We start from the raw sequence: 23,783 nt of genomic DNA, 5'->3' as shown, positions 1-23,783 counted from the left end.
AGTGGCCTAAGCTTGGCCCAAGGGGAGAGCCATGCCGAACCCGCTCGACGAGATCACGCCGTTCCCGGCGACCGACGCGAACAGCGACACGATGCTTCGCGAGTGCACCGCCGACGCCAAGGCGCTGCACAAGCTATTCGACCTGCCGCCCGTCGTGCGCAATCTTGAAACAGAGTTCGCGCTGACCATGACGGGGCGCGCCGACCGGCTCTTCGAGCTTTCGGACAAGACGCTATGGCACGTCGAGTGGCAGAGCAGTCGCGATCCGGACATGTTCAAGCGTATGATCAACTACTGGGCGTTGGTCCGCAACAAGGTCGATCCCGAGGCTCGCATCCGTCAGCATGTGGTGACGATCGGACGGGCCCCGGCAAACTGGGTCATCGAGGATTGGATCGGGGACACCAAGGTTCGGATACCGGTAATCGACTTTCGGCGGTTGGACGTCGGGCCCCTGTTCGCGGAGGGCAACGCATCTGATATGATGATCGGCATCCTCGGCAAGGACGGAGCTTCGCCGGAGAACCTGACCAAGGTCGTCGCGACGATCCGGCAAGCGAGCAAGGACGACCGCGATCGATTGATTTCCATGCTCGGACGCATGATCGAGTTGAGAGGCGAACCCGTCACGTTACCATCTGGGGTACAGGCTATGATCGAAGCTATGGACATCGACTACGAGCGGAACCCGGTCTTCCGGAAGTCCTACGAGGTCGGCCGCATGGCCGAGAAGCGCGACAATGCTCTCCGGATGCTCCGGATCATCCACCCGAGCAAGCAGGCCGAGCATGCGCGTCTCATAGGCGGTCTCCCCGATTCGAAGGTCCAGGAGTTGGTGGACGTGGCGACGGCGCTCCTCACCGAGCGCAACGAGCGCGACCAGAGCAGGCTCGACGAGATCCTGTCGACCGGACCCAGGTGATCGACCGGCTCCGCGAGCTTAAGCGCGTCCTTTGCGCTTGCCCTGCCCCTGCTTCCCTGAAGTCGGCTTCCTGGTCCGCCCCGGTTTGGACGTGACGCCTTGGCCCGTGGCCTTCGACGGGGGAGCCCATTCGATGGCGGCTCACTACCCGGCCGACCTTTCCAACGCCGCCCAACCTCCTCAGCGATCGTGTCTGCCGCCAGAGCGACTAGCGCTTTGGCCACGGGATCGACGTCGCCAGGAAGGGCAACCTCCAAGAGCGCTGACACCAGCAATTTCATGAGCTTCGACATCTCGACGTTCCTCGGTTCGAATCCGTCCGGGAATCCTGGGCCCCTGCCCGTGGCCCCGGCCAGGGCACGGGGTCGGGCCGGGAGGAGCCTGCCTGGGAAGCGACGTTGGAGCTTGTGAACGACCCGAGGGGCCTTGAATTCTTCGAGGCCTAAGCGGATGGGAGAAACGCGGAGAACGCAGCCTCGGCGCCCCGGTGGGCGAACGGCTAGTCCCGTAGGGCCTCGACCTGCTCGCGGAGATAGAGCGTCACGCCGCAAGCGTGCGGATCGCACACGGGAAGGACGCTGGCCGCGGTCAACCGGCGCCTTAGGACGAGGTGGTGCAGGTCGAGATCCCGCGAGGCCTCGAAGAGCGAGACATAGGTTTCCCGGAACCTCGCCAGTTCGGCGAAGGGTACGACGCGGACCCGGCGGTGGCCGGTCGGATGCTCCTGGGAGACCGTGCCAATCAGGCCGCGCTCGATGAGCTCGTAGATCGAACGTTCCGAGACCTTCATTCGCCGCCCGGCCTCGCGCGGAGGATATCCGGCCAACTCGGGGCCTCGGACGAGACGGCGAACCTCCTCAAGGTCGACCAGCACGCCATGGAATGCGTGGGCGCCCTCCAGGCACCCGATCCAGTCGAGCTTCCGATCGAGGATGAGCCCGATAACCCGCAGGGCCGTGGTGGAAGCCTTCTTTGCAGCGACCTTGATCGGATAGGCGCCGGCGGGAACGTCCGTGACCGCATGGCCGCCACGACGGATCGCGCCGAGGAAGGCGTCGACGTCTTCCCTGGCATAGAGCGTGTACCCGACGATGCTCTCCGGCCCCTCGACCACCGGCTGGATGTGACCCGCCTTGATCAGTATCTGCGTCAGGACGCGATCGGGACCGAGGTATTGGACGAGCTCGCGAAACGTCAGGGAGGAACCCAAGCGCCTGATCAAGTCCTTGGCGGCAACGGCGTCGAACAACACGTCGTTGGCCCGATGTCGCGAATGGTCGGATGAGATGTGGCCGGTGAAGGCCAGGACCTTCCGAAGGCGCGCCGTGTGGACGCCTGTCTCCATCGTCGCCGACCATACGGAATGGACCTTGCGACCGACCAGCGGACGTCCGAACGGCTCGTATCCGGGCGTGAAGGGAACGTTCTCTACGAGATTGAGCTCGATCGCTTCTCGAAGCGGATCGTAGGCGCTGTCGTTGCATTCGTGGGCCAGCCAGTGATGGAGCAGCCCATAATACGCGCTGGCGGTCTTCCAGCCGCGTCTCTCGCCGGTACGGGAAGCCCGCAGGAGCGTGAGGTAGCGCTGGACCTCGTCGGGGCCGCCGGCAACGATCTCGAACCCGCGCTGCCCGGCTCGATGCCATTCCTCGCTATCCAGGCGACGCAGGTTCGGGGCGCGTCCGGCGGCGAGGGAGGCGATCCCCAGCATCTCGCAGGTCTTTGCGGCCGCATAGAACGGAAGAGCGTCCAGTAAGCCTCCCGTCGCGGTTCGGCCTTCGAGGCGAGCGATCAGGTATGCCTCCAGCGTGGAAGGCGCTCGCGATATGGACGCGTCGACGAACTCGTCGATGCGGTCGACGTGCGGGGTGAAGAATTTGAACAGGTCGCGCTGTGACGCGCTATGCGTGGCGGGCGGTAGCTCGGTCATCGCCAGCCGGTGGACCGGGCAGGTTCTAAGATGGACGACCTTCCAGCTGCACCTGTGCCAGGCGGCGGCGCCATGGGGGAGCGGCGATGTCCGAATGTCGTCCCGGATGCAGGCCGCGCAGATGCGGCGGCCCTCACGCCTTAGCCCGGCGCGCGTGATGACCTCGCCGCGGAGCCGATACGTGGCAGCCCCGCCATCGTCCAGGCGCCACGCATCGCGCGCCAGCCTCTCGACCGGAAGCGCAACGAGTTCCGCCAGTCGAGCGAGGGCATCCGGCTTCCCGTCGAATAGGCCGGACAGGTTGATGCCCAGGTCGGTGCAGAAAGTGGTGGTGGAGAAGATACCGTTGATGCAAGCCAGCCGAGTTGCGTAGCTTGTCGGCGTCTCGCCCGGCATAAGGCGGACGATAGGATCGAGTATCATCGCTTCGATCCCGCCAGGGTCGCCGCCGCCGCCTTGTCCCGGTTTTCCTTCAGCACCAGCGTGCAGTCGATCCTCGCCCAGTCTGGCGCGACAAAGGGGTTCACGCTGTCCGCGCAGCCGGTCCTCGCGCGGTAGGCGAGCCTGAGCTGCTCCAGGCCCACGGACTTCGCCGGCGGGTTCGCCGAAATGGCTTGGCCGATCGCCTCCCGCGCGAGCTGGAGCGTCGAACCGAGCTCGTACAGGGCCGCATGGACCAGCCGCGGGACGATCGCGTGCCCGGCGTCGCCGGGAAGGGACAGCCCCGCGGCCCCCTCGACGACGTCCCTCAGGGCCGCCGTCACCATGTCGGCGTCGTCCGGCAGGCGCAGCGACCGGAGGTGGACGAACTGGCTCCTGCGTCTGACCTCGCCCTTCGAATCCGGCTTCGGCTTGCCCTTGTCGTCGGTCTCGGCCAGGCCCTCGAAGAAGGGGACGATCTCCGGAAGCCCCGACAGGACGAGGACCACGGGCCAGTCGGTCGTCACCATGAAGGTCTTGAACATCGTCCTGATCTCGTCGACCTCCTTCTCGTTGGCGTTCTTGAGCACGTTGTGGACCTCGTCGAACACCAGGACGAGCTTCCCCAGGAATTTCACGCGATCGCGGACCTTCGAGAAGATGTTCGCCACGGACCGCTCGGCCGAGATCGGATAGCCGAGGACCCTCAGGATCTCGACGCCCAGCGTCTTGGCGCTGCACGGCGAGGGGGTGGAGACAGCCACCGCCCGGCAGCCCGACGCCGGCAGGCCGTAGCCGGGGAAGGAGGGATGGGACGAGATCACCCGCGCGATCAAGGAGCTCTTCCCGGCTCCGGTCTTCCCCGTCACCACCAGCGCCCTGGTCTCGATCCTGTTGCCCGCACCCAGGGGAAGTTTGTCGTCCGCCCGGGTGCCAAGGTCGAGCGCGAGCAGCCGGAAGGCGCGCGCGACCTGCCCGTCCCGTTCGTCGGTTCTCAGGACGCGCCCGTTCACGCGCTCCATCACGCCGATATGGTCCCGGTCCTGCTGCGGCAGGGACGCCACGAAGTCCTCAAGGATGGCCCTGTCGCCATTGATCGCTTCCGTCATCGTCCATTCTCGTTTCGTGGGCCCATGCTCCAACCGGTGGCCTCGGGCGGTGCCTCGTCCGGGAGGCCCGGCACGGTATCGGTTGCGGGCACAGCCGCCAGAGGCGCGCCGACACGGATCGTGTCGGCCAGCACGTCGCCGCCATTCCCCGCCGGCGTCTCGTCGTCCCACTCAGGAAGCTCGAAGCCGAAGCCCAGGGCCTCCTTCGCCCGCGCGGGGGACTCGGGCGTGTCCAGCGCTTCGGAGATGCCGGTCTCGTCGCGCAGCTTCTGGCCGAGTGCGGCCAGATCGCGCACGGCAGCCAGGACGGTCGGTCGAGCCATCGATGCGGCATTCTTGAAACGCCTGTTCAGATCCATGGCGGTCTCGATCCAATCGCGCAGGCGAACGCCCCGCAGTTCCTTCTTGCGGCACGGCACGTCGATCCAGTCGTCGCCGATCTTGACGGAAGCCCAGCCGACGTCCTGCGGGTCGATCCGGACGGCCACCGTGGTGACGCCCCTTGAGGTGAAGTGCTCGAAGAGCTCCCGGTTCTGGTACCGCAGGCCGAGGCTCACCACGCCCGATCCGTCGAGCGTGCAGTTCTCGTCGAGGATGCCGAAGATCGCGCGCTGGACGTGCGTGTCGGGAGCCGGAAGGCGGCCGGTCGAGCCCGCGAGGCGAACCCAGGCGTTATAGGGCGTCTCGCCGCCGAGGCCGGCATGGGGACGATGATGGTAATCGTCCACGACGTAACGCACGATCGCGCGCGCGAGCACTTCGAACGGCACCGAGGCGTTGGCCTCGGCGTCATAGTCGCCCTTCTGCACGACGTTGGAGAACGTCCTGCCGGAGAAGTGACTGGTGAAGCGCTTCTCGAAGGTCGAGAACATCCTCTCTACCGTTCCACGAAGCTGTGCCATGCCCGCCAGCGGGTGCTCGTAGGTCGCGCCCATCGACGTCACCGCGCGCCGAGTTTCCGCGGAGTAGAATGCGCTGCCCCAGTCGGTCACCAGCCGGCCGATACCGGTCGACATCATCCAGGCAGACTTGGCGCCGGCGCCATCGGCGAATGCCGTCTTGTCGGAGATGATCGTCCTGATCGTCGCCACGGCCTCGGAGGCCCGCGGTCCATCGGTCATGCGCATGGCCAGGACGCAACGCGACGCGCGATCGATCGCGACGTAGAGGCAAGGACGGGCCCGCTGGATCGTCTCGCGTGCCTCAGTGCTCAGTTCCGGCCAGATGCGAGCCTTGACCAGAAGCGTCTGGAGGCCCACCGTCCACTCGTCCATCTCGATGCGCTCGCCGATGCGTGTGGCGACGGGACCGTCCTCGATGCCGGCGAACTTCTTCTGCGCGGCTTCGGGCGAGTACCGCCTGGTGTACACCCAGAAGGCGTCCAGCCCCTTGATCTCCCGATGCAGGCGACGCTTGCTCGGACAGGCCAGCGGAGGAAGTCCTTCTTGCTCGCGCTTGCTGTTTCGAGCCTTGACGTCGACATCCAAAAGGTCATGGACCTCGGCGACCGAATGCCGTTGCGCTCTCGCATACTTGCGTGCGTTCTCGACCAGCAGGTCATGGACCTCGGGGTCCAGCCGGGGAGTGCGATTGCCCGAGCGCCTGTAGCAGGTGCGAAGCCCGTAGATCTCCCAGTCGCACTCCTCCAGGATCTTCAGCCAACGCTGGACCGACCGATAGTTCGGGATCCACGCCTCCTGCGCGTCGGGCGCGACGCGCTTGTCCAGCCTCGGCTTGCGAAGCGACCCGTCGCGGTTTCGGGCAGGCGGCTTACCGGTCTTCTCCTCCTCGGCCCGGATGGCGTGCACCATATCCATGTCGTGGATCTGCGAGGCGATCAGCGCGATCGCCTCCGTCATGCCGGCGTTCGTCGCCGTGGCCTTGCCCGTCATCGACATGAGGCGGAAGCGGTTGCAGAACTCCCAGCGCAGCAGGATGCGCGGAAGCTCGCGTTTCGGGATCTCCGAGAGATGCTCGACCCCGCTCCTGTCGCGGGCCCTGGCCTGACCGGTCTTGAACCAGTCCTTGTCGTAACGATAGTCATCCGACTTCTCGATCCGCGCCATGTCGGCATGGCTGAAGATCTCGACCATGTCTGGATCGCAGGTGCGCGCGAACTCATGCGCATGCTTGTCCGTCTTGGCACAGGTATAGGCGATCTCCCCGATCCGGATGCGATCCAGCGGGCCGTAGGCGATCGGGCTGACGATGGCGACCGCGGTACTCATGGATGGGCCCCGGCGCGGACGAGGCTGTCGAGGGTGATGAAGCCCGGTTGGCAGGCGATCAGCGAGCCTTCGCCGATCGCGCGAGCGACTCCATAGAAGCCTTGTTCGTGACCAACCAGCGCGGCGGTCCTGATCAGGCTCGCGATGGTGACGGCACCATTGAGCGTTCCGATCGCGCCGGCGAGCAGGCCGTCGACCTCGGCGTCGGGAAACCGCCGCGCGGTGTGGATCAACACGGCGTTCGAGACCACCGTGGGACGCAGCTCGATGTCGGTGAGGAGCTTCACCTCCGTCGCGAATTCGGGATCCATCTGCAACGCGATGAAGTTCAGTAGTGCCTGCAAGCCGTACTTGATCGCCTTCTTCGACGGCTTCACCGCAACCGCGACGCGAACGCCGTTGTGCTTGACCACCAGGAAATCGAAGGTGTGCGAACGCTCGACACCCTCCGTGTCGAAATAGGTCACCGCCTCGGGCTGCTCATAGAGAAGGGCGCAGTCCGGATGCGCCAGCAGCACGAACGCCGCCTTGCCTTCGAGACCGCTTTCGGGCGTGATCTCCCGGAAATCCGTCGTCGTGACGATGATCGGGCGGCTGGCCACCTTCGACTTCGGCGCGGGATGACGCGACGCAGCCGAAGGCATGGGTTCGCGCCAGCGCAAGGCCGGTGCTTCCGATGCGAAGGGATGCGGGGTCGTCGTCAAGCTGCTCGGGCCCTGTCAGTGCCGGCAGCGAGAAAATCTTGCGAAGGGACTTGCGGGCGCAGCGGCCCGCATGCAAGATCATCTCGCTGATGGCGATTCAAAAATCGCTGTTGTTGGAGGAGCCGGCTGACCTGCTACGGATGGGTCGGCTCTTACGGAAATAGAGGCGTTTCGGGGTCCAGCCCGGGACGCCTCGTTCCGTTTCAGGGTGTGCCTAGTTCATCTCATCCTCCCGACGCCGCGCGCCGAATTCGCGAATTCATGTGAAGCCTGACCTGAATTCGTGTATTCGCATAGCCCCCTCCGAACGATTTTCGCGAGTCGTGTCAGAGTGTTGCGCGCGAGCCTTCTTAGATTGAATCGGAACGGCCCAGGCGACCGAAGCCACCCAGGTCCGATATCCCGCCCGACCCCTGGTCGGATCAGGGTGGTCGCGCGCTTCGGCGGATCGTCATATCGTCCCCCAGCGGCGCGCGTCCTCTCGCGCGACGTCGTCCTCCGAAAGATCGGGGAAGGCCGCGATCTGCCGCGGAGTAAAAGTCAGCCCCAATCTCTCCTCTGCCACCCACCGGATCAGCCGGGCGCGGCGCGTCAGCAGCTCGGCCCGATCGGCGTCGGGCTCGGTAAGAGCCGTCGCATAGGTCAGCATTGCGTGCGCTCTGGGATCGAGCGTCGCCATCGGCACGATCCGCGCGTCACGGGCCACGGCGACGCCCCGCCAGGCCGGCGGCTCGGCCACGGCCGTCAGGAGGTCGTAGAACCGATCCGGATCGAGACCACGATCCATCAGGTAACCGACGAGCGAGTGCATCACGTGCACTTCGATGCGCCCGCCGCGACCTCCGTCCAGGACCAGGTGGGCATCGTCGCGATCGACCAGCTCGAAGGCGCGGTCGGCGTCCTGTGTCAGCCTGATCACGGCGTCGGCCACCGCGTCGTCGATGTCGTCCTTGATCAGAATGCGCAGGCTCTCGCCCCTGAAAATGGAGGGAGGCGCCAGAAAGCCAGCGGCGAGTTCGTACGCATGGATGGCTGTGGCGCCCATGAGCCTAAGGCGATCGTCGAAGAGGCCTTCCAACCAAAGCCCGTGGACGATGCGGGCGGGCGTCGCCGGCATGCGGGCCATCTTGAAGGCCTGCGCCATCCGACCGGCCATCTCGACATCACGGTCCATGCGATCGAGTTCGCCCTGGACCTTCTCGCGCCGCGAGAAATAGTCCGCAGACACAGCCTCGGTCTCGGGTGACCGCCGGCCCTTGCTCTCGAAGCGCTTCGTTCCTGTCGTGGGGTCCTGGAAATACCGGAAGAGGTACTCATGACCGCGAGCGCGCTTCCAAGCCATGCCGCCGCGCAGCTCGTGCTGCTCGCGCAGCAACGGGGCATGAACCTGCCAAAGACCCAGCACGCGTTCGGCGTGATCTGATTGGTCCGGCTCCATCAGCAGTTCGTCAAAATCTTCGATCATGTTCATCCCTCGAATGTCATAGTAGCAATTCGGGTAGAAACATTCAAGAGGTCTCGCACTTTGCCGTGGCCGCCTTGAGACGAATGGGTTCGAGCGGCGGCTGGTGCGGCCTCCGACAAGCGGTTCTGACGAGGTCTCGTTTGACCTCGTCAGGAGTAAAGGTGCTTGAAGCGCGCGTGCTCGGCCAAGGCCGCTGGCCGATATGGCCCGCGCCCCGTCCCACACTGATCCACTTCCGGCAGGCCGAACCTTTCGCCGACCGTAGGGTGGACGGGCGCATCGGGATTGATCTTGCGCACGCGGACCGCCCATCCGAGATTGCCGGCGAACTGCCGTACCCATTTCGGGAGCTTGGCCTCGACGGTATCGCGCATGCCGGCGACCTCGCAGTGCTGGACACCGTCAGCGGCTGGGAAAAGCCTCAGTCCCGGGATGCCAGTCGCGTCACCGGGCTTGCGTTGACCTTCGACGATCAAGGGATCCGGTATCTCGGTCGCCTGCTCGATCATCCAGGCCAACGAGATGTCAGACAGCCGCGATTCTGTCTCCGGATAGCTGCCGCCCACGTCCGAATGATTTCCCGCGAACCAGAGCTGGATCAATCGTTCGGGCCCGCTTGCTTCCGCTTGCGCCGCGGGTTCCGCGCCTCCCCAGCCCACCCGATCGAAGTCGGCGCGCGTCTCGTCGATCGCGTTGGCCGAGCGGGCATAGCCCACGAACCGGCTGAGGAGCCTATCGAAGTTGGCGCCCTTCCACTCGGCACGGTGGCGGCTGACGTCTCCCTTGTTCGGGAAGTCGCGGATGGTCTTCGTGGTCGACGCCCGCCATCGCCAAGCGGCAACGACTACGCCTATGACGTCGAGTGCGGCAACGATGGCAAGGAGGGAGCCCCAGAAAGGCATCCCGGCCAGCCTTAGGACACCGGCGATCGGAACCGCAACGGGGATCGCCAACATCGTCAGCCCGACGACAAGCCCCAGCAGCAGCAATGAGAGGATGGCCCAGCGTCGAAAGCCGACCGCTCCGAGGGCCGCGACCGTGTCGAATACACCGATAAAGTAGGGCGCGACGTTCGAGCGCCCGGGCTCGCCTGAAGCATGATCCGCGCCGTAAGCCTCCCGGAACCTGCGCGCCTTTTCGAAACGCTCCGCTTCGAATTGCTCACGCGGATGTCCGGCACCGTGTTCCAGGACTTCGCTGACCGCCTCGTCCGCGATGTCCCGGACCATCTTCCGGAATCGCAGCAACGGCCCGTCTGGCGTTCGCGTCGGTACTCCGCACAGCATCAGCAGGTTGGCCAGCGCTCGGACCGTGTAGGCTCCCCGGCTGAAGCCGACCAGGAATATCCGATCGCCGGGCCGGTAGTGGTTGATGATGAATTCGTAGCAGTCGGCGATGTTGGTCGTGATGCCGCGCCCGGTGACAGAAGCCAGCATCTTCTGGACGAACCGGACAGGCGCCGACATGGCCGTCGCGCCGATGTCGGTTCCCAGGCCGGGATCGTAGAAGCAGAGCTGACGCTCGGGGTCGATCCCGCTGCCGGGCCCGGTTCGACAAACACGATAGAGCTTGTAGACGTTGCTGACCCGCTGCTCGGGCCTGACGCCGCCGTCCTGACCGGTGCCATCCGAGAACACGACGAGGTTCTTAGGCAAAGGCGCCTCCTGCATCATCGACAAGATTGCTGACTTGGGCCTTATCCGCAGCCTTGCGTATGGATGCCGTTGGCTGAGCGGGCCGATGATCGTGCTCGACTTTCATAGATGCCGGATCTCCAGGGCTGGGAAAAAGCCTCCGCTCTTCCTGTTCTGATCGTACACGAGCAGCGGCAGGTCAGCCTTCGGCATCCAAACGCGCCCCGTCTCTACGGCAGCCGAAACGGGTATCGCCGGAAAGACATGGATCACCGCATCCTCGCCATGGACGGCCTTCATGCGGTCGTACATACCTCTCAGGAGCTTCCGGTATGTGGCCAGATCCTCGGGGTGGCGCATGACGTCGTTCCCGGGGCTCGCCGCGGTAATCGACCAAATAGGCGCTGCGGTGCCGAGAACGGCTTCGATGCGCTCATCCTTCAGCGTGGCGCTGATGCCGAGCTTCAAGGCGACGACCTTGCCCGCGGGCGCTGGCGGCTCACCGACCGCAAAGTCGATGGTTGGGCCATTCCTCTGCCATTTCCATGACTCGGGCTCGCGATGCCTCTGGTGAACCGACACGGAGGGGATGTCCCCGAGCAGGCGACCGAGCTCCATCAGCAGCGGCATCGGAGCGAGCGCGAACACGCTTAGATGTCGGATTTCCTGCCGCTCGATCCGACCTCGGACCTGGTCGCCGAACTGGCGGCGCATGTTCTCCCGCAGGCCCTGCCAATACGCCGGCTCGGTGTCCTCGGACGCGAAGCCGGGCATGTCGAGATCGATGGCCCGCCCGTCGTTGTCGGGATAGCGTTCATGAAGCATCGCGTCGAAGATGTCCTGCTTCGATACCAGCGCCTGGTTCAAACCGATGTTGGCGCCGAACCTGAGCACATGCGAGGCGCGGTCCGGCATGATCGATGTCTGGATCTCGACCCGCCGCTCGTGCTCCTCCTTCATCGCGAGAAGCACGTGTTCGGGGTGGTCGTCCTTGTAGTCGACGTCGACTTTCTTGTGGCAACGGCCACAAAGCAGCATCAGGTTGCTGATGTCTCCGGCGAGCGCCGCCGAACGGGCTGGATCGTAGCGCGGCCCACCCTTTACGGAGCCGCTTTTCGGCACGTCGCCGATGACGTGGGCCTTGTAGCCGAACTTGCCCATCGTCTTTCCGGCCAGCAGATCCCCGACCAGGTTCTCGTTGCAGCCTCGATACTGGCAACGCCCCGCGGAACGGGCCCAGAGAGCGTATTCGACCTTCGAGGCGATCTTCGTTCCGGACATGGTTACGCCGCCTTTCTCCGTTTCGCCGCGAGCGCTCGCCGGACGTGGCGACCTCCCTCGTCGAGTTCCCGTTCCGCGACGTGAACGCCGCCTCCGTGCCATTCGCCGGTCGCAAGCCAATCCTCGAAATACCACAGCCACAGCACCGCCCACGGCACGATGGTGCGGTCGAGCAACATGCTCGGAAGCGATTCGTATGCGTCGGGCAGATAGAGACAGAGGCGGGTGGGCCGCTCGGAGTAGACATGGGGAATTCGCGCGCCATTCGCGAGCAGCGTCAGGTCAGGCTCGTCGACGTAGATGCGCGGAGACGCGCTATGGGCATACGTCAACCGCAATCCATACATCCGCGATATGGGGCTGGGGGAAGCCGCGAAGCGCCAGGCCAGTCCACCGCCCTCGATGCCGCCATCGCCCTTGGTTAGCGGGTTCGACCGCAGGTTCACAAGCTGCTGGGCCATCGACAGGTGAGGGGGCTGGGTCGGGATGCTCACCCGCAATCCCGCCCGAAGAAGGTGTTCGCACGAACCGGCACCGACGCGGCCACGGACGCCGCCGCTGTCACGCCGAAGAGCGGGGCTACACGTAGAGAGCCGGTTCGGCGCGCCGAGGCAATCTCCTCGTCGAGCGCCGTGAAAGCCCTGGCGACTGGTCTCGGCCCAAAGGCGTCGTCCATCTGCCGGCGAACGACGTCGGTGCCCTCGGCGAGAGCGAGCCGCTCCATGTCGGCGACGGCCTTGACGTGCCAGGCATAGAAAGCAGTTGCCCGCCGGCGATCGTCGTTCCAGCGCTCGGCGAAATTCTCGTCGATCGTGGTCTCGTTGGGGATCCAGTAGCCCCGCGACCCATCCGGAAGCGTCGTGCCGATGAATTGCGGCATCCGGCGCAGAACGGCCATCATCAAGTCGAACTCGGTGTCGTAGACCGCCTCCGCGATGCATGCCTCATAGCTCCAGGCCAGGAGCGTCGTCAGGATGACAGAGATCGGCGAGAGAGCCGGGTCGAGTCCCTCGAAATGGACGTCTCGGTGGCGCTTGGCCACCTGGACGATGTTGCAGAGCAGGCTGCGGCCACTGGCCGTCCTAGGGAACGGCTCGATGTCCGCCCGAGCCCCCTCGGACATGTCGAACGTGCGCGTGATCCGCAGCCGGGAAACGATGGCGGCACGCCGTTCGAACGCCCGGCGATAGCCCCTAGGATTGCTGCCCTTCCATTCGCGAAGCGTCCTGTCCGGGACGAGTTCCCCGCCTTGGCGGCAGCGCGGATCGAAGATCGCGGGTGTGATGTCGAGATGGAATTCGTTCGCGTAAACCAGGCGCCAACAGCGGGATTTCTCCTCAAGGAGCCTCGCGTAGATCGCGTTTTCCTTGAGACGGTTTCCAACCACCGCCTTGACGAAGGCTGGCGAGAGATCGGTCGTGCCGGCTGGCATGAACGCGACGAGGTCGACGTCGTGCTCGTTGCGGCCGATAGGCTTCACCGACGTCCCAAGCGCGGTCGAGCCCTGCAGGTAGATCGAGAAGTCGCGCAGGAGGAAGTGGTTTCCATCCGAAAGCCACTCCGCGACTCCTTCATAGCGCTCCTGCGCTTGCTGGAAGCGTGCTTCGGAGATGTCCAGCTCGGCGCAAAGCCGGGCGAGGAGATTGATGAGGTAGGCCTTCTTGAAGGCCGGGCGCTGGTCAATGATCATGATGTTCCCCGGACGAAAGTCGATACGCAGGCTTGACGATCTTCGAGGCTTCCCGAGCCGTCGATCGTCGCCACTGATGCATTCTCATCTTCGAGTAGGCGCTCATCGGTCCTCGCACGCTTCGGTTTCAATTCATGCTTTGTTCGCTTTGCCAGCCGGGCGGCCAATTTCTGGCCGCCCGGTCACTCGTTTTGGTCATTTAGCCCAACCGACAAACTTTGCGGTTGCCGCCGTCACACTTATCGTCACAGCCGACAAACTATGGGTGCCGGCACAAGTACCGGCGGAAAGCGATCACGAGCAGCCTGTCGTCGAGCCGCAGGTGTTGCACTTCAGGCAGGTGCCGTTGCGGACCAGCGTGAAGTTTCCGCATTCGCCGCAGCTATCGCCGACATAGCCCTTCATGATCGCTTCGGCGCGCCGCTCCGAGGCTGACGGTTGGGCGGCCGGGGCCGAGAAACCGAGCTTGTCCATTTCGGCTTGGCCATAGGCTTCCGGCTCTTCCTTCAGCGCGGTGGCGCCGACGGTGGCGAGCGCTGTCAGGGCCGCGCCGCCCCGAGCAACCGTCTCCACAGTCGGGGTCGCCGCGCCGCCCTGAATCGAGTGGAACGAGATCGGCTTGCCGCGGCGGAAACCCGTCGAGGCCAGCGGCGTCGTCATCACCGGCGTGGCGTCCGGCGCCTTGTCCTGGCCGACACCACCGCCCAGCACGTCATGGCCGATCTCGCTGGGGTCGACATGAGCGAGGTCGTTGCGGCCGAGATAGGAGATCGCCAGCTCGCGGAAGACGTAGTCGAGGATCGAGGTGGCGTTCTTGATCGACTGGTTGCCGGCGACGAAGCCCGAGGGCTCGAAGCGGGTGAAGGTGAAGGCCTCGACATACTCCTCCAGCGGCACGCCATATTGCAGGCCGAGCGAAACCGCGATGGCGAAGTTGTTCATCATCGCCCGGAAGGCCGCGCCCTCCTTGTGCATGTCGATGAAGATTTCGCCCAGGCGTCCGTCCGAATATTCGCCGGTATGGACATAGACCTTGTGGCCGCCGACGGTGGCCTTCTGGATATAGCCGGTGCGGCGATCGGGCATTTTCTCCCGCTCGCGCTGGCGCTCGATGCGCTCGACGATGCGCTCGACGATCTTCTCCGAGATCTGGGTGGCGCGGGCCGCCATCGGCGCTGCGACCAGCGTCTCGAGCGCGTCGTCCTCGTCATCCTCGTCCGAGATCAGGGCCGAGTTCAGCGGCTGCGAGAGCTTGGAGCCGTCGCGGTAGAGCGCGTTGGCCTTCAGCGCCAGCTTCCAGGAGAGCATGTAGGCGCTCTTGCAGTCCTCGACCGTGGCGTCGTTGGGCATGTTGATGGTTTTGGAGATCGCGCCCGAGATGAAGGGCTGCGCCGCCGCCATCATATGGATGTGGCTCTCGACCGACAGGTAGCGCTTGCCGATGCGCCCGCAGGGGTTGGCGCAATCGAAGACCGGATAGTGCTCTTTCTTGAGGTGCGGGGCGCCTTCCAGCGTCATCGCGCCGCAGACATGCACGTTGGCGGCTTCGACATCGGCCTTCGAGAAGCCGAGGAAGGGCAGCAGCTCGAACGACATATCGTTGAGCTTCTCGGCCGGGACCTTGAGCGTGCCGGTGAGGAAATCCTCGCCCAGGGTCCATTTGTTGAAGACGAACTTGATGTCGAAGGCGCTCTTCAGCCCCTTCTCGATCGCCTCGATCTTCTCGTCGGTGAAGCCCTTGGCCCGCAGCGAGCCGGGGTTCACCGCCGGAGCCTGCTTCATCGAGCCATGGCCGACCGCATAGGCCTCGATCTCGGCGATATCCGCCTCGCGATAGCCGAGCGAGCGCAGCGCGTCCGGCACGGCGCCGTTGATGATCTTGAAGTAGCCGCCGCCGGCCAGCTTCTTGAACTTCACCAGTGCGAAATCGGGTTCGATGCCGGTGGTATCGCAGTCCATCACGAGGCCGATCGTGCCTGTCGGTGCGATCACGGTCGACTGGGCGTTGCGATAGCCGTAGCGCTTGCCCTGCTCCAGCGCCTGGTCCCAGACGGCGCGCGAGCGCTCCGCCATGGTGGCGGCCGAGCCGCCGAGACGGGCCAGCGTCGCATGGTCGAGCGGGACGGGGGTGACGCTCAGGCCCTCATAGCCCTCGGTGAGGCCATGGGCGGCCGTGCGGTGGTTGCGGATGACGCGCAGCATGTGGCTGGCGTTCTTCTTGTAGCCGGGGAAGGGGCCAAGCTCGCCCGCCATCTCGGCCGAGGTCGTATAGGCGACGCCGGTCATGATCGCGGTCAGCGCGCCGGCCAAAGCACGGCCTTCCTCGGAATCGTAGCCGAGGCCCATCGTCATCAGCAGGCCGCCGATATTGGCGTAGCCGAGGCCGAGCGTGCGGTATTCGTAGGACAGCTCGGCGATCTCGCGGCTCGGGAACTGCGCCATCGTCACGGAGATTTCGAGCACGACGGTCCAGAGCCGGCAGAGATGCTCATAGGCCGCGACGTCGAAAGCCTTGGTCTCGCGATCGTAGAACTGCAGCAGGTTGGCCGAGGCCAGGTTGCAGGCGGTGTCGTCGAGGAACATGTATTCCGAGCACGGATTGGACGCCCGGATGCGGCCCGAGGCCGGGCAGGTGTGCCAGTCGTTCATCGTCGAGTTGAAGTGCAGGCCGGGGTCGGCCGAGGCCCAGGCGGCGTAGCCGATCTTCTCCCAGAGATCGCGGGCCTTCAGCGTCTTCATGGTCTTGCCGGAGGTGCGGGCCGTCAGGTTCCAGTCCGCGTCGGTCTCGACGGCGCGCAGGAAGTCGTCAGTCAGCGAGACCGAGTTGTTCGAGTTCTGACCGGAAACGGTGAGATAGGCGTCGGAATCCCAGTCGGTGTCGTAGGTATCAAAGGAGATGTCCTTGTAGCCCTGCTTGGCGAACTGGATGACGCGCTTGATGTAGTTGTCCGGCACCAGCGACTTGCGGGCGAGCTTGATCTCACGCTTCAGGGCCGGGTTCTGCTCGGGATCGAAGCAGGAATCGCCGTCGCCTTCGCAGTTCACGCAGGCCTTGAGCACGGCCTTCATGTGCTTCTTGACGATCTTGGAGCCGGTGACGAGAGCCGCGACCTTCTGCTCCTCCTTCACCTTCCAGTCGATATAGGTCTCGATATCGGGGTGATCGACATCGACCACGACCATCTTAGCGGCGCGGCGCGTGGTGCCGCCCGACTTGATGGCGCCGGCCGCGCGATCGCCGATCTTGAGAAAGGACATCAGTCCCGAGGACTTGCCGCCGCCGGCGAGCTTCTCGCCTTCGCCGCGCAGCATCGAGAAGTTCGAGCCGGTGCCGGAGCCGTATTTGAACAGGCGGGCTTCACGGACCCAAAGGTCCATGATGCCGCCCTCGTTGACGAGGTCGTCCTGCACGCCCTGGATGAAGCAGGCATGGGGCTGCGGGTGCTCGTAGCTGGACTTTGACTTGACCAGCTTGCCGGTCTTGAAGTCGACGTAGAAATGGCCCTGGCTCGGGCCATCGATGCCATAGGCCCAATGCAGGCCGGTGTTGAACCATTGCGGCGAGTTCGGCGCCACCATCTGGCGGGCGAGCATGAAGCGCAGCTCGTCATGGAAGGCCTGCGCGTCCTCCTCGGAGGAGAAATAGCCGCCCTTCCAGCCCCAATAGGTCCAGCAGCCGGCGAGACGATCGAACACCTGCTTCGAGGAGATCTCGGAGCCGTAATGCTCGGCCTCGGGCAACTCCGCGAGAGCGGCCTCGTCCGGGACCGAACGCCAGAGGAAGGAGGGAACGTCGTTCTCCTCGACCTTCCTCATGCGGGCGGGCACGCCGGCCTTGCGGAAATATTTCTGGGCCAGCACGTCGCTCGCCACCTGCGACCAGGACTCGGGCACCTCGATGCCCTCCAGCCGGAAGACGATGGAGCCGTCAGGATTCTTGATCTCGCTGATCGCCGATCGGAATGGGATCGCGGCGTAGGGCGACTGTCCGGCCGTGGTGTAGCGGCGCTCGATACGCATGATCTTCGTCCCTTGATCTGGCGCGGAAGTGGTGCCCGCGCGGCCGGTCGATCACCGGCTCCTGATATCAGCCAACTCGATTCAACGCCCTGATGGACCCTCTGCGGTATTGGCCGCCGATGGCCCGGACGTGCCCGAAATACCCGCGCAAATCCGCATCGCCTCCACGTGTTGCGCGGATGCGGCGGCAGGCCCGAGGCACTCTGGGAAACTCGTTCGCAGCCATCCAGAAGCGTCGCCGCCGGCCGTGATGCGATAGTCGAAATCTAGCGCCGATATGCGGTCGACGTCAAGGAATGGTGTTCCCTAAACTGTGTGGACACGACATCTGGTAGGGATGTGTGGGTTATGGGGATAAGTTTCAAGACGCCCGCTAACCCTCAGAAAGCACTTCGAGAATCTGAGCCGCCAACACAATTGTCACACCGGCTCGTCGAGATTGGCGGGTGAGGTGGCCGCTATATGCAGCCAAAGGAGGTTGGACCTGCGCACTGCCGTTCAGTCTGAAGGCGCCATCTCGACGACCTCGGCGAAGTCGTTGTGGTCAGACGCATTCTGATCGCAGCAGCCGGTTTTCCGAATCGCGGGGGCGGACAGTCGGATGCTGGTCGCGGCTGCACCGGAGAATCGTCGATGCATTTAAATCGGGCTTAATCGAAACGGTCATCGTTGCCCTCAGCGTGTGCTGGCGGAGGACTGATATGGGTCGATACGTCCTTTGTTTGATGGCCGTCGCCTTGGCCGGATGCAGCGAGCAGGAGCCACTTGCTCCCGCTTTCGCCGGGGAGTGGGCCTCGCGGGCCAAGGGATGTGGCGGCCCGCGCATCACCATCAACAAGGGCGGAATCTTGGCCCTTGGCATGCCTGTCGATGGTTTGAGTTTCACGAAGAGTTCGGTTTCGGGGGCAACGGCGCATCTGGTCATGGAGCTCAGCCCGACCGTCAAGCTCTTCGCTGGAACACCCGATTCCAACAAGCCGCGCGATCGAGATGATCTGCGAAACGTCGAAGTGCTTGCGACACTGATCGCCTCGGGAAATGCCATTAATCCCAACAATGTGATGTTCCGCGACAAGCAGACCCGGCAGCTCGGAGCGGTCGATCGCGATGTGCTCGATATCATGAGCCTGCGGCGGTGCGACGGTTCGCCAGCCTCGTTTCGTGAGGCGGGCGTTCGGTAGACTGGACAGCCGGCAGCACCGGCGGCATAAGTCGCGCGAGGTCGCGCCGCCTTGTTGTGGCGCTGCAACGTATGCGCGAGACGATTGGGCAGGACGATGAAGAACTGGCTGCTGCAGATCTTCACCTGGTGGAACGGCCAGACGATCGGCACCCGTTTCCACACCTGGCGCTTCGGCGAGCGCGTCGGCGAGGACGAGTTCGGCAACGTCTACTATCGCACCGCCGGCGGAGCCAAGGACAAGGCGCTCGGCTTCCAACGTCGCTGGGTGGTCTATAACGGGCCGGTCGAGGCCTCGATGATCCCGGCCGGCTGGAACGGCTGGCTGCACCACACGGTCGATGTCGCGCCGTCGGAGGAAAAGTACCAGCCCCGGGAATGGCAGCAGGCACACCAGCCGAACTGGACCGGCACGTCGCTGGCCTACCGGCCGCAAGGCTCGACCCTGGCCGAGGGCGAGCGCCCCGCTGCGACCGGCGACTATCAGGCCTGGACGCCCGGAAACTGAGCCTCCGGCGCCGGGGCGAGGATCGGTCGCTCCGTGAAGAGCGCCTTTTCACTGTCCAGGTCAAAACAGTCCGGCAAGGCGGTGTGCCCTTTTTCCGCTGGCTTTGCCGTGTTACTGCGCCTCGTCGCGCGGCTGAGGCGCGGCCTTCGAGAGATTCGCAAGCCCACATGCCGTCCTTGTCCCGTTTCCCGCTTCTGGCCGGCCTCGCTACGGGTGTTCTGACGCTCGCGGTCGCCGGGCCCGCAATGGCCGATCGCATCAAGAACCCGACCGCGGTGTTTGCCGGCCTCGACAAGGTCACCGGCCGCATCATTTCCTTCGAAGTCGCGATCGATGAGACGGTGCAGTTCGGCGCGCTGCAGATCACGCCGCGCGTCTGCTGGACCCGGCCGCCGACCGAGGCGCCGCGCACGGACGGCTTCGTCGAGGTCGACGAGGTGACCTTCAACAACGAGTACCGGCGCATCTTCACCGGCTGGATGTTCGCCGACAGCCCCGGCCTGCACGGCGTCGAACATGCGATTTACGATGTCTGGCTGACCGACTGCAAAGGCGGAACCGAGGTCATCGTCGACCCGAAAGATCCTGAGCCGCCGCCGCCTTCCGACGAGCCGCGCCGACCCGCAAGACCGGCTAACCCGCTGCCGCCGTCGCAGCAGCAGCCCTTGCCGCCGCCGGGCGGACGCATCGACGTGGAGCCGCCGCGCGGCGTACCGGTTCAGCCGCAGCGGCCGAGCCAGCGCTTCTTCCCGACCAACCCTTCCTCGCCAAGGGACCTGACCGGCTCGGGCAATAACTGACCGGCTGGGTTTTATCCCGACGAGTCCGCATCGCGATCCTTATCGGGATGGTCGCGTGGCCTCATGCTTCGGCCGTCATGGCTTAAAGCTGCGATGGCGATGCCGACTGAATGCCGAGCTTATGACTAGCGCAGAGCGTCCAATGCCTCGGCTCCGGTCATGCCGCCGTGGACGTGCCAAATCCTCTCGTCGCCCTCATGGCGAAGCGCCTCGTTCAATTTGAGCCGGTAAGTGTCGCGCGGCAGCTCGATCGTGCCGAAGCGTGCGAGGTGGCTGGTTTGGAACTGCGTATCGAGCAGCCGATAGCCGCCGCGGCACAAGCGCGCGACGAGATGGACCAGCGCCACCTTCGAGGCGTCGGTCTCGCGGTGGAACATGCTTTCGCCAAAGAACGCTGCCCCGAGCGACAGCCCGTAGAGCCCGCCGACCAGCAATCCGTCCCGCCAACATTCGACGCTGTGCGCATGGCCGAGCCGATGCAGCTCCCCGAATATTTCGCGGATGCGGCTGTTGATCCAGGTCTCGGGTCGGTCGGGCCGTTCCTGCGCGCAAGCCGCGATCACCGCTTCGAAATCGCTGTCCACGCGAATTTGGAACCGGTCGGAACGGACGGTGCGAGCCAACCGCGAGGCAAGATGGAAACCGTCCAGCGGAATGATGCCGCGCAGCTCCGGCTCGACCCAGAACAGGTTTGGATCGTCCGCGGTTTCCGCCATCGGGAAGATGCCGGCCGCATAGGCGCGCAGCATGATCTCCGGCGTGATGGCGGGTGTGCGCACGGGAGCGGAACGGGCCTTCATGCGGGCAGGGGAACGCGGGAAGGGCGGCGAGTCAAATAAACGCTTTGGGTGGCGTCTACACGTCGCGTCATGCTCGGGCTTGCCCCGAGCATCTCTGGACCAGAATGCTCAAGAGCCCTGTCCGGCTGAGATTCTCGGGCCGAAGCTTCGCTTCGCCCGAGAATGACGCGCGAGCGCACCCTTCGATTCGCTCAGCCCTCTGCCGGCCCCGCGCCCGGCGCCTCGTCGACCGGCCCGTCCTCGCCGATGTCCGCCTCGTCGCTCTGCCCATCATCATTAATGCACTCGACCGAGACGACCTTCTCGTCCTTGGCGGTGTTGAAGACCGTCACGCCCTGCGTCGAGCGGCCGGCGATGCGGATGCGGTTGTCCGGCCCGGCATCGACCGGGACGCGGATCAGCTGGCCGCCATCGGTGACCAGCATGAGCTGGTCGGTCTCCACCGCCGGGAAGGAAGCGACGAGCTTGCCGTTGCGGCTGCTGGTCACCATCGCGACGATGCCTTTGCCGCCGCGCCCGGTGACCCGGTACTCGAAGGAAGAGGTGCGCTTGCCGTAGCCGCGTTCCGAGATGGTCAGGATGAACTGCTCGGCTGCGCCCATGGCCGCGTATTTCTCCTGGCCGAGTTCGATGTCGCCGGACGCGCTGTCCTCGGCATCGGCTTCAACCACGGTCGCGGTTTCCGTAGCCTCGTCCGCTTCCCCGGTCAGCGCGCGGCGGTTGGCGGCGGCGCGCTTCAGATAGGCGGCGCGCTCGTCCGGTGTGGCATCGAGATGATGCAGGATGGCCAGCGAGATCACCTCGTCGCCCTTCGCCAGGTTGATGCCGCGCACGCCGGTCGAGTCGCGGCCCTTGAAGACGCGCACTTCCGGCACCGCGAAGCGGATGCACTGGCCATCGGCCGTGGTCAGCAGTACGTTGTCGTTCTCGGTGCAGATCTGCACGTCGACGATGTGGTCGCCCTCATCGAGCTTCATCGCGATCTTGCCGGCGCGATTGACGTTGACGAAGTCGGAGAGCTTGTTGCGCCGCACGCCGCCCGACGCGGTGGCGAACATCACGTCCAGCGTCTCCCAGCTTGCCTCGTCCTCGGGCAGCGGCATGATGGTGGTGATGCGCTCGCCCTTCTCGATGGGGAGCATGTTGACCAGCGCCTTGCCGCGCGCATTCGGCGCCGACAGCGGCAGCCGCCAGACCTTTTCCTTGTAGACCTGTCCCTCGGAGGAGAAGAACAGCACCGGCGTATGCGTGTTGGCGACGAACAGCCGCGCGACGAAATCCTCGTCCTTCGTGGCCATGCCGGAGCGACCCTTGCCGCCGCGGCGCTGCGCCCGATAGGTCGAAAGCGGCACGCGCTTGATGTAGCCGCCATGACTGACGGTGACGACCATGTCCTCGCGGGCGATGAGATCTTCGTCGTCGAGGTCGGAGCCCCAATCCTCGATGATGGAGCGGCGTGGCGTCGCGAAGGCGGCGCGGATGTCAGCGAGTTCGGTCTTGATGATCGCCTGGATGCGTTCACGCGAGCCGAGGATGTCGAGATAATCGGCGATCTCGCGGGCGAGCTTTTCCAGCTCATCGCCGATCTCATCGCGGCCGAGAGCGGTGAGGCGGGCCAAGCGCAGCTCGAGGATGGCCTTGGCCTGCGCGTCGGAGAGGCGATAAGTGCCGTCCGGGTTCAGGGGGTGGCGGGGGTCGTCGACCAGCGCGATCAGCGGCACGATGTCGCCGGCCGGCCAGTCGCGCGCCATCAACGCTTCATGCGCGTCGCCCGGTGTCGGCGCCGTGCGGATGAGGCGGATGACCTCGTCGATATTCGCCACCGCCGTCGCGAGGCCGCACAGCACATGGGCACGCTCGCGGGCCTTGTTCAGGAGATAGCGCGTGCGCCGGGAGACGACCTCCTCACGGAACTCGACGAAGGCCGCAATGAAGTCCTTGAGGTTGAGGACTTCCGGCCGCCCGCCGTTCAGCGCCACCATGTTGCAGCCGAAGGAGGTCTGCAGCGGGGTGAAGCGGTAGAGCTGGTTCAGCACCACTTCGGCGACGGCGTCGCGCTTGATCTCGATGACGACGCGGATGCCCTCGCGGCTCGATTCGTCGCGCAGGTCGGAGATGCCCTCGATGCGCTTCTCGCGCACCAGCTCGGCGATCTTCTCGACCATCGTCGCCTTGTTCACCTGATAGGGAATCTCGGTGACGATGATCGCCTCGCGCTCCTTGCGCAGCTCCTCGATATGGGTCTTCGCCCGCATCACGACGGAGCCGCGCCCGGTCTCGTAGGCGGAGCGGATGCCGCTGCGGCCCATGATCGAGGCCGCGGTCGGGAAATCCGGGCCGGGGATGATCTGGTTCAGATCCTCGATCGAGATCTCCGGATCGTCCATGTAGGCGACRCAGCCGTCGATGACCTCGCCGAGGTTGTGCGGCGGGATGTTTGTCGCCATGCCGACCGCGATGCCGCCGGCGCCGTTCACCAGCAGCTGCGGGTATTTCGCCGGCAGGACCTTGGGCTCTTCGCGGCTGTCGTCGTAGTTCGCCTGGAAATCGACGGTATCGCGGCCGAGATCGTCGAGCAGCGGCATCGCCGATTTGTCGAGCCGGCTCTCGGTGTAGCGCATCGCCGCTGGCGGATCGCCGTCGATCGAACCGAAATTGCCCTGTCCGTCCACCAAGGGCAGACGCATCGAGAAGGGCTGCGCCATGCGCACCAGCGCGTCGTAGATCGCCTGGTCGCCATGCGGGTGGTACTGACCCATCACGGAGCCGACGATGTTCGCCGACTTCACGTGCTTGCGGTCCGGCGTGTAGTTGTTCTCCCACATCGAATAGAGGATGCGGCGATGTACCGGCTTCATGCCGTCGCGGACGTCCGGAAGAGCGCGGCTCACGATCACGCTCATGGCGTAATCGAGGTAGCTCCTCTTCATCTCGTCGGTGATCGCGATCGGCTTGATGTCGCCGCCGAAATGCGGGGCGCCGTCGCGCTTGTCGTCGTTCTCGTCGCTCAAAGGGAAACGTCCGGTTTTTGCTGAATTCCAGCCCTCTGGCTAGCCGATTCCGAAGTTTTAAGCCAGAGAAAGACACGCCGG

The 23,783-nt window shown here is 64.9% G+C and carries 16 protein-coding genes; 4 read left to right on the top strand and 12 right to left on the bottom strand.

Annotated features, from left to right (window positions below; translation table 11 throughout):
- Positions 1–31: 31 nt before the first annotated feature.
- A complete protein-coding gene (locus AC1DR6_RS19415; RefSeq protein ID WP_476830903.1) occupies positions 32–922 on the top strand; it encodes an RpnC/YadD family protein in 891 nt (296 codons plus the stop codon).
- A gap of 499 nt (positions 923–1,421) precedes the next feature.
- Here AC1DR6_RS19415 and AC1DR6_RS19410 read toward each other — a convergent pair whose 3' ends face one another.
- The 10 genes from AC1DR6_RS19410 to AC1DR6_RS19365 all read right to left on the bottom strand — a co-directional run bounded on the left by AC1DR6_RS19410 (position 1,422) and on the right by AC1DR6_RS19365 (position 17,403).
- Positions 1,422–3,275 (bottom strand): TniQ family protein, encoded by a 1,854-nt coding sequence (locus tag AC1DR6_RS19410; RefSeq protein ID WP_476830902.1) that lies wholly within the window; start codon positions 3,273–3,275, stop codon positions 1,422–1,424.
- Positions 3,272–4,381, bottom strand: coding sequence for a TniB family NTP-binding protein (locus tag AC1DR6_RS19405; protein ID WP_476830901.1), 1,110 nt, complete (start codon positions 4,379–4,381; stop codon positions 3,272–3,274). Before AC1DR6_RS19405 ends, AC1DR6_RS19410 begins: the two co-directional genes overlap by 4 nt.
- Complete coding sequence (locus tag AC1DR6_RS19400; RefSeq protein ID WP_476830900.1) at positions 4,378–6,609, bottom strand: transposase family protein; 2,232 nt, start codon at positions 6,607–6,609, stop codon at positions 4,378–4,380. Before AC1DR6_RS19400 ends, AC1DR6_RS19405 begins: the two co-directional genes overlap by 4 nt.
- A complete protein-coding gene (locus tag AC1DR6_RS19395; RefSeq protein ID WP_476830899.1) occupies positions 6,606–7,253 on the bottom strand; it encodes a Tn7 transposase TnsA N-terminal domain-containing protein in 648 nt (215 codons plus the stop codon). Before AC1DR6_RS19395 ends, AC1DR6_RS19400 begins: the two co-directional genes overlap by 4 nt.
- Positions 7,254–7,764: 511 nt before the next feature.
- Positions 7,765–8,688, bottom strand: a complete 924-nt coding sequence (locus tag AC1DR6_RS19390; RefSeq protein WP_476830898.1) for a nucleotidyltransferase family protein — start codon at positions 8,686–8,688, stop codon at positions 7,765–7,767.
- A gap of 239 nt (positions 8,689–8,927) precedes the next feature.
- On the bottom strand, positions 8,928–10,433 hold the full coding sequence (locus AC1DR6_RS19385; RefSeq protein ID WP_476830932.1) for a DUF2235 domain-containing protein: 1,506 nt from the start codon (positions 10,431–10,433) through the stop codon (positions 8,928–8,930).
- A gap of 102 nt (positions 10,434–10,535) precedes the next feature.
- Complete coding sequence (locus tag AC1DR6_RS19380) at positions 10,536–11,573, bottom strand: SAVED domain-containing protein (RefSeq protein WP_476830897.1); 1,038 nt, start codon at positions 11,571–11,573, stop codon at positions 10,536–10,538.
- A 122-nt stretch (positions 11,574–11,695) separates the two neighbouring features.
- Complete coding sequence (locus AC1DR6_RS19375; RefSeq protein ID WP_476830896.1) at positions 11,696–12,187, bottom strand: type II CBASS E2 protein; 492 nt, start codon at positions 12,185–12,187, stop codon at positions 11,696–11,698.
- Positions 12,184–13,383, bottom strand: a complete 1,200-nt coding sequence (locus AC1DR6_RS19370; protein ID WP_476830895.1) for a nucleotidyltransferase domain-containing protein — start codon at positions 13,381–13,383, stop codon at positions 12,184–12,186. The genes AC1DR6_RS19375 and AC1DR6_RS19370 overlap by 4 nt, the downstream gene beginning before the upstream one ends.
- A 294-nt stretch (positions 13,384–13,677) precedes the next feature.
- The gene (locus tag AC1DR6_RS19365; protein WP_476830894.1) at positions 13,678–17,403 is read right to left on the bottom strand and encodes a vitamin B12-dependent ribonucleotide reductase; all 3,726 of its coding nucleotides are present in this window, start codon (positions 17,401–17,403) and stop codon (positions 13,678–13,680) included.
- A gap of 701 nt (positions 17,404–18,104) precedes the next feature.
- Here AC1DR6_RS19365 and AC1DR6_RS19360 point away from each other — a divergent pair.
- The 3 genes from AC1DR6_RS19360 (at position 18,105) to AC1DR6_RS19350 (ending at position 19,891) form a co-directional block, all read left to right on the top strand.
- Positions 18,105–18,584 carry a hypothetical protein gene (locus AC1DR6_RS19360; protein WP_476830893.1) on the top strand — a complete coding sequence of 160 codons (480 nt, stop codon included), beginning with the start codon at positions 18,105–18,107 and terminating at the stop codon, positions 18,582–18,584.
- A gap of 96 nt (positions 18,585–18,680) precedes the next feature.
- Entirely contained in the window at positions 18,681–19,091 is a 411-nt protein-coding gene (locus AC1DR6_RS19355; protein ID WP_476830892.1) for an NADH:ubiquinone oxidoreductase subunit NDUFA12, read from the top strand.
- Positions 19,092–19,267: 176 nt separating this feature from the next.
- Positions 19,268–19,891, top strand: a complete 624-nt coding sequence (locus AC1DR6_RS19350; RefSeq protein ID WP_476830931.1) for a DUF2155 domain-containing protein — start codon at positions 19,268–19,270, stop codon at positions 19,889–19,891.
- Between the two features lie 125 nt (positions 19,892–20,016).
- Here AC1DR6_RS19350 and aat read toward each other — a convergent pair whose 3' ends face one another.
- Both aat and gyrA read right to left on the bottom strand, forming a co-directional pair.
- Positions 20,017–20,691: a leucyl/phenylalanyl-tRNA--protein transferase gene (gene aat / locus AC1DR6_RS19345; RefSeq protein WP_476830891.1), complete on the bottom strand. Its 675-nt coding sequence runs from the start codon at positions 20,689–20,691 to the stop codon at positions 20,017–20,019.
- 191 nt (positions 20,692–20,882) lie between these two features.
- Positions 20,883–23,621, bottom strand: coding sequence for a DNA gyrase subunit A (gene gyrA / locus AC1DR6_RS19340; RefSeq protein WP_476830930.1), 2,739 nt, complete (start codon positions 23,619–23,621; stop codon positions 20,883–20,885).
- Between the last annotated feature and the right edge of the window lie 162 nt (positions 23,622–23,783).

This window comes from Allobosea sp. P5_A5 (genome assembly GCF_056400625.1).
Note: the sequence above shows the minus strand (reverse complement) of the source record. Positions and strands in the feature narration are given on the sequence as shown.

Bases quoted from the DNA above. Each gene is read 5' to 3' on its own strand.
- AC1DR6_RS19415 (WP_476830903.1), top strand. From the start codon at position 32: ATGCCGAACCCGCTCGACGAGATCACGCCGTTCCCGGCGACCGACGCG.
- AC1DR6_RS19410 (WP_476830902.1), bottom strand. From the start codon at position 3,275: ATGATACTCGATCCTATCGTCCGCCTTATGCCGGGCGAGACGCCGACA.
- AC1DR6_RS19405 (WP_476830901.1), bottom strand. From the start codon at position 4,381: ATGACGGAAGCGATCAATGGCGACAGGGCCATCCTTGAGGACTTCGTG.
- AC1DR6_RS19400 (WP_476830900.1), bottom strand. From the start codon at position 6,609: ATGAGTACCGCGGTCGCCATCGTCAGCCCGATCGCCTACGGCCCGCTG.
- AC1DR6_RS19395 (WP_476830899.1), bottom strand. From the start codon at position 7,253: ATGCCTTCGGCTGCGTCGCGTCATCCCGCGCCGAAGTCGAAGGTGGCC.
- AC1DR6_RS19380 (WP_476830897.1), bottom strand. From the start codon at position 11,573: ATGGGCAAGTTCGGCTACAAGGCCCACGTCATCGGCGACGTGCCGAAA.
- AC1DR6_RS19370 (WP_476830895.1), bottom strand. From the start codon at position 13,383: ATGATCATTGACCAGCGCCCGGCCTTCAAGAAGGCCTACCTCATCAAT.
- AC1DR6_RS19365 (WP_476830894.1), bottom strand. From the start codon at position 17,403: ATGCGTATCGAGCGCCGCTACACCACGGCCGGACAGTCGCCCTACGCC.
- AC1DR6_RS19360 (WP_476830893.1), top strand. From the start codon at position 18,105: ATGGGTCGATACGTCCTTTGTTTGATGGCCGTCGCCTTGGCCGGATGC.
- AC1DR6_RS19355 (WP_476830892.1), top strand. From the start codon at position 18,681: ATGAAGAACTGGCTGCTGCAGATCTTCACCTGGTGGAACGGCCAGACG.
- aat (WP_476830891.1), bottom strand. From the start codon at position 20,691: ATGAAGGCCCGTTCCGCTCCCGTGCGCACACCCGCCATCACGCCGGAG.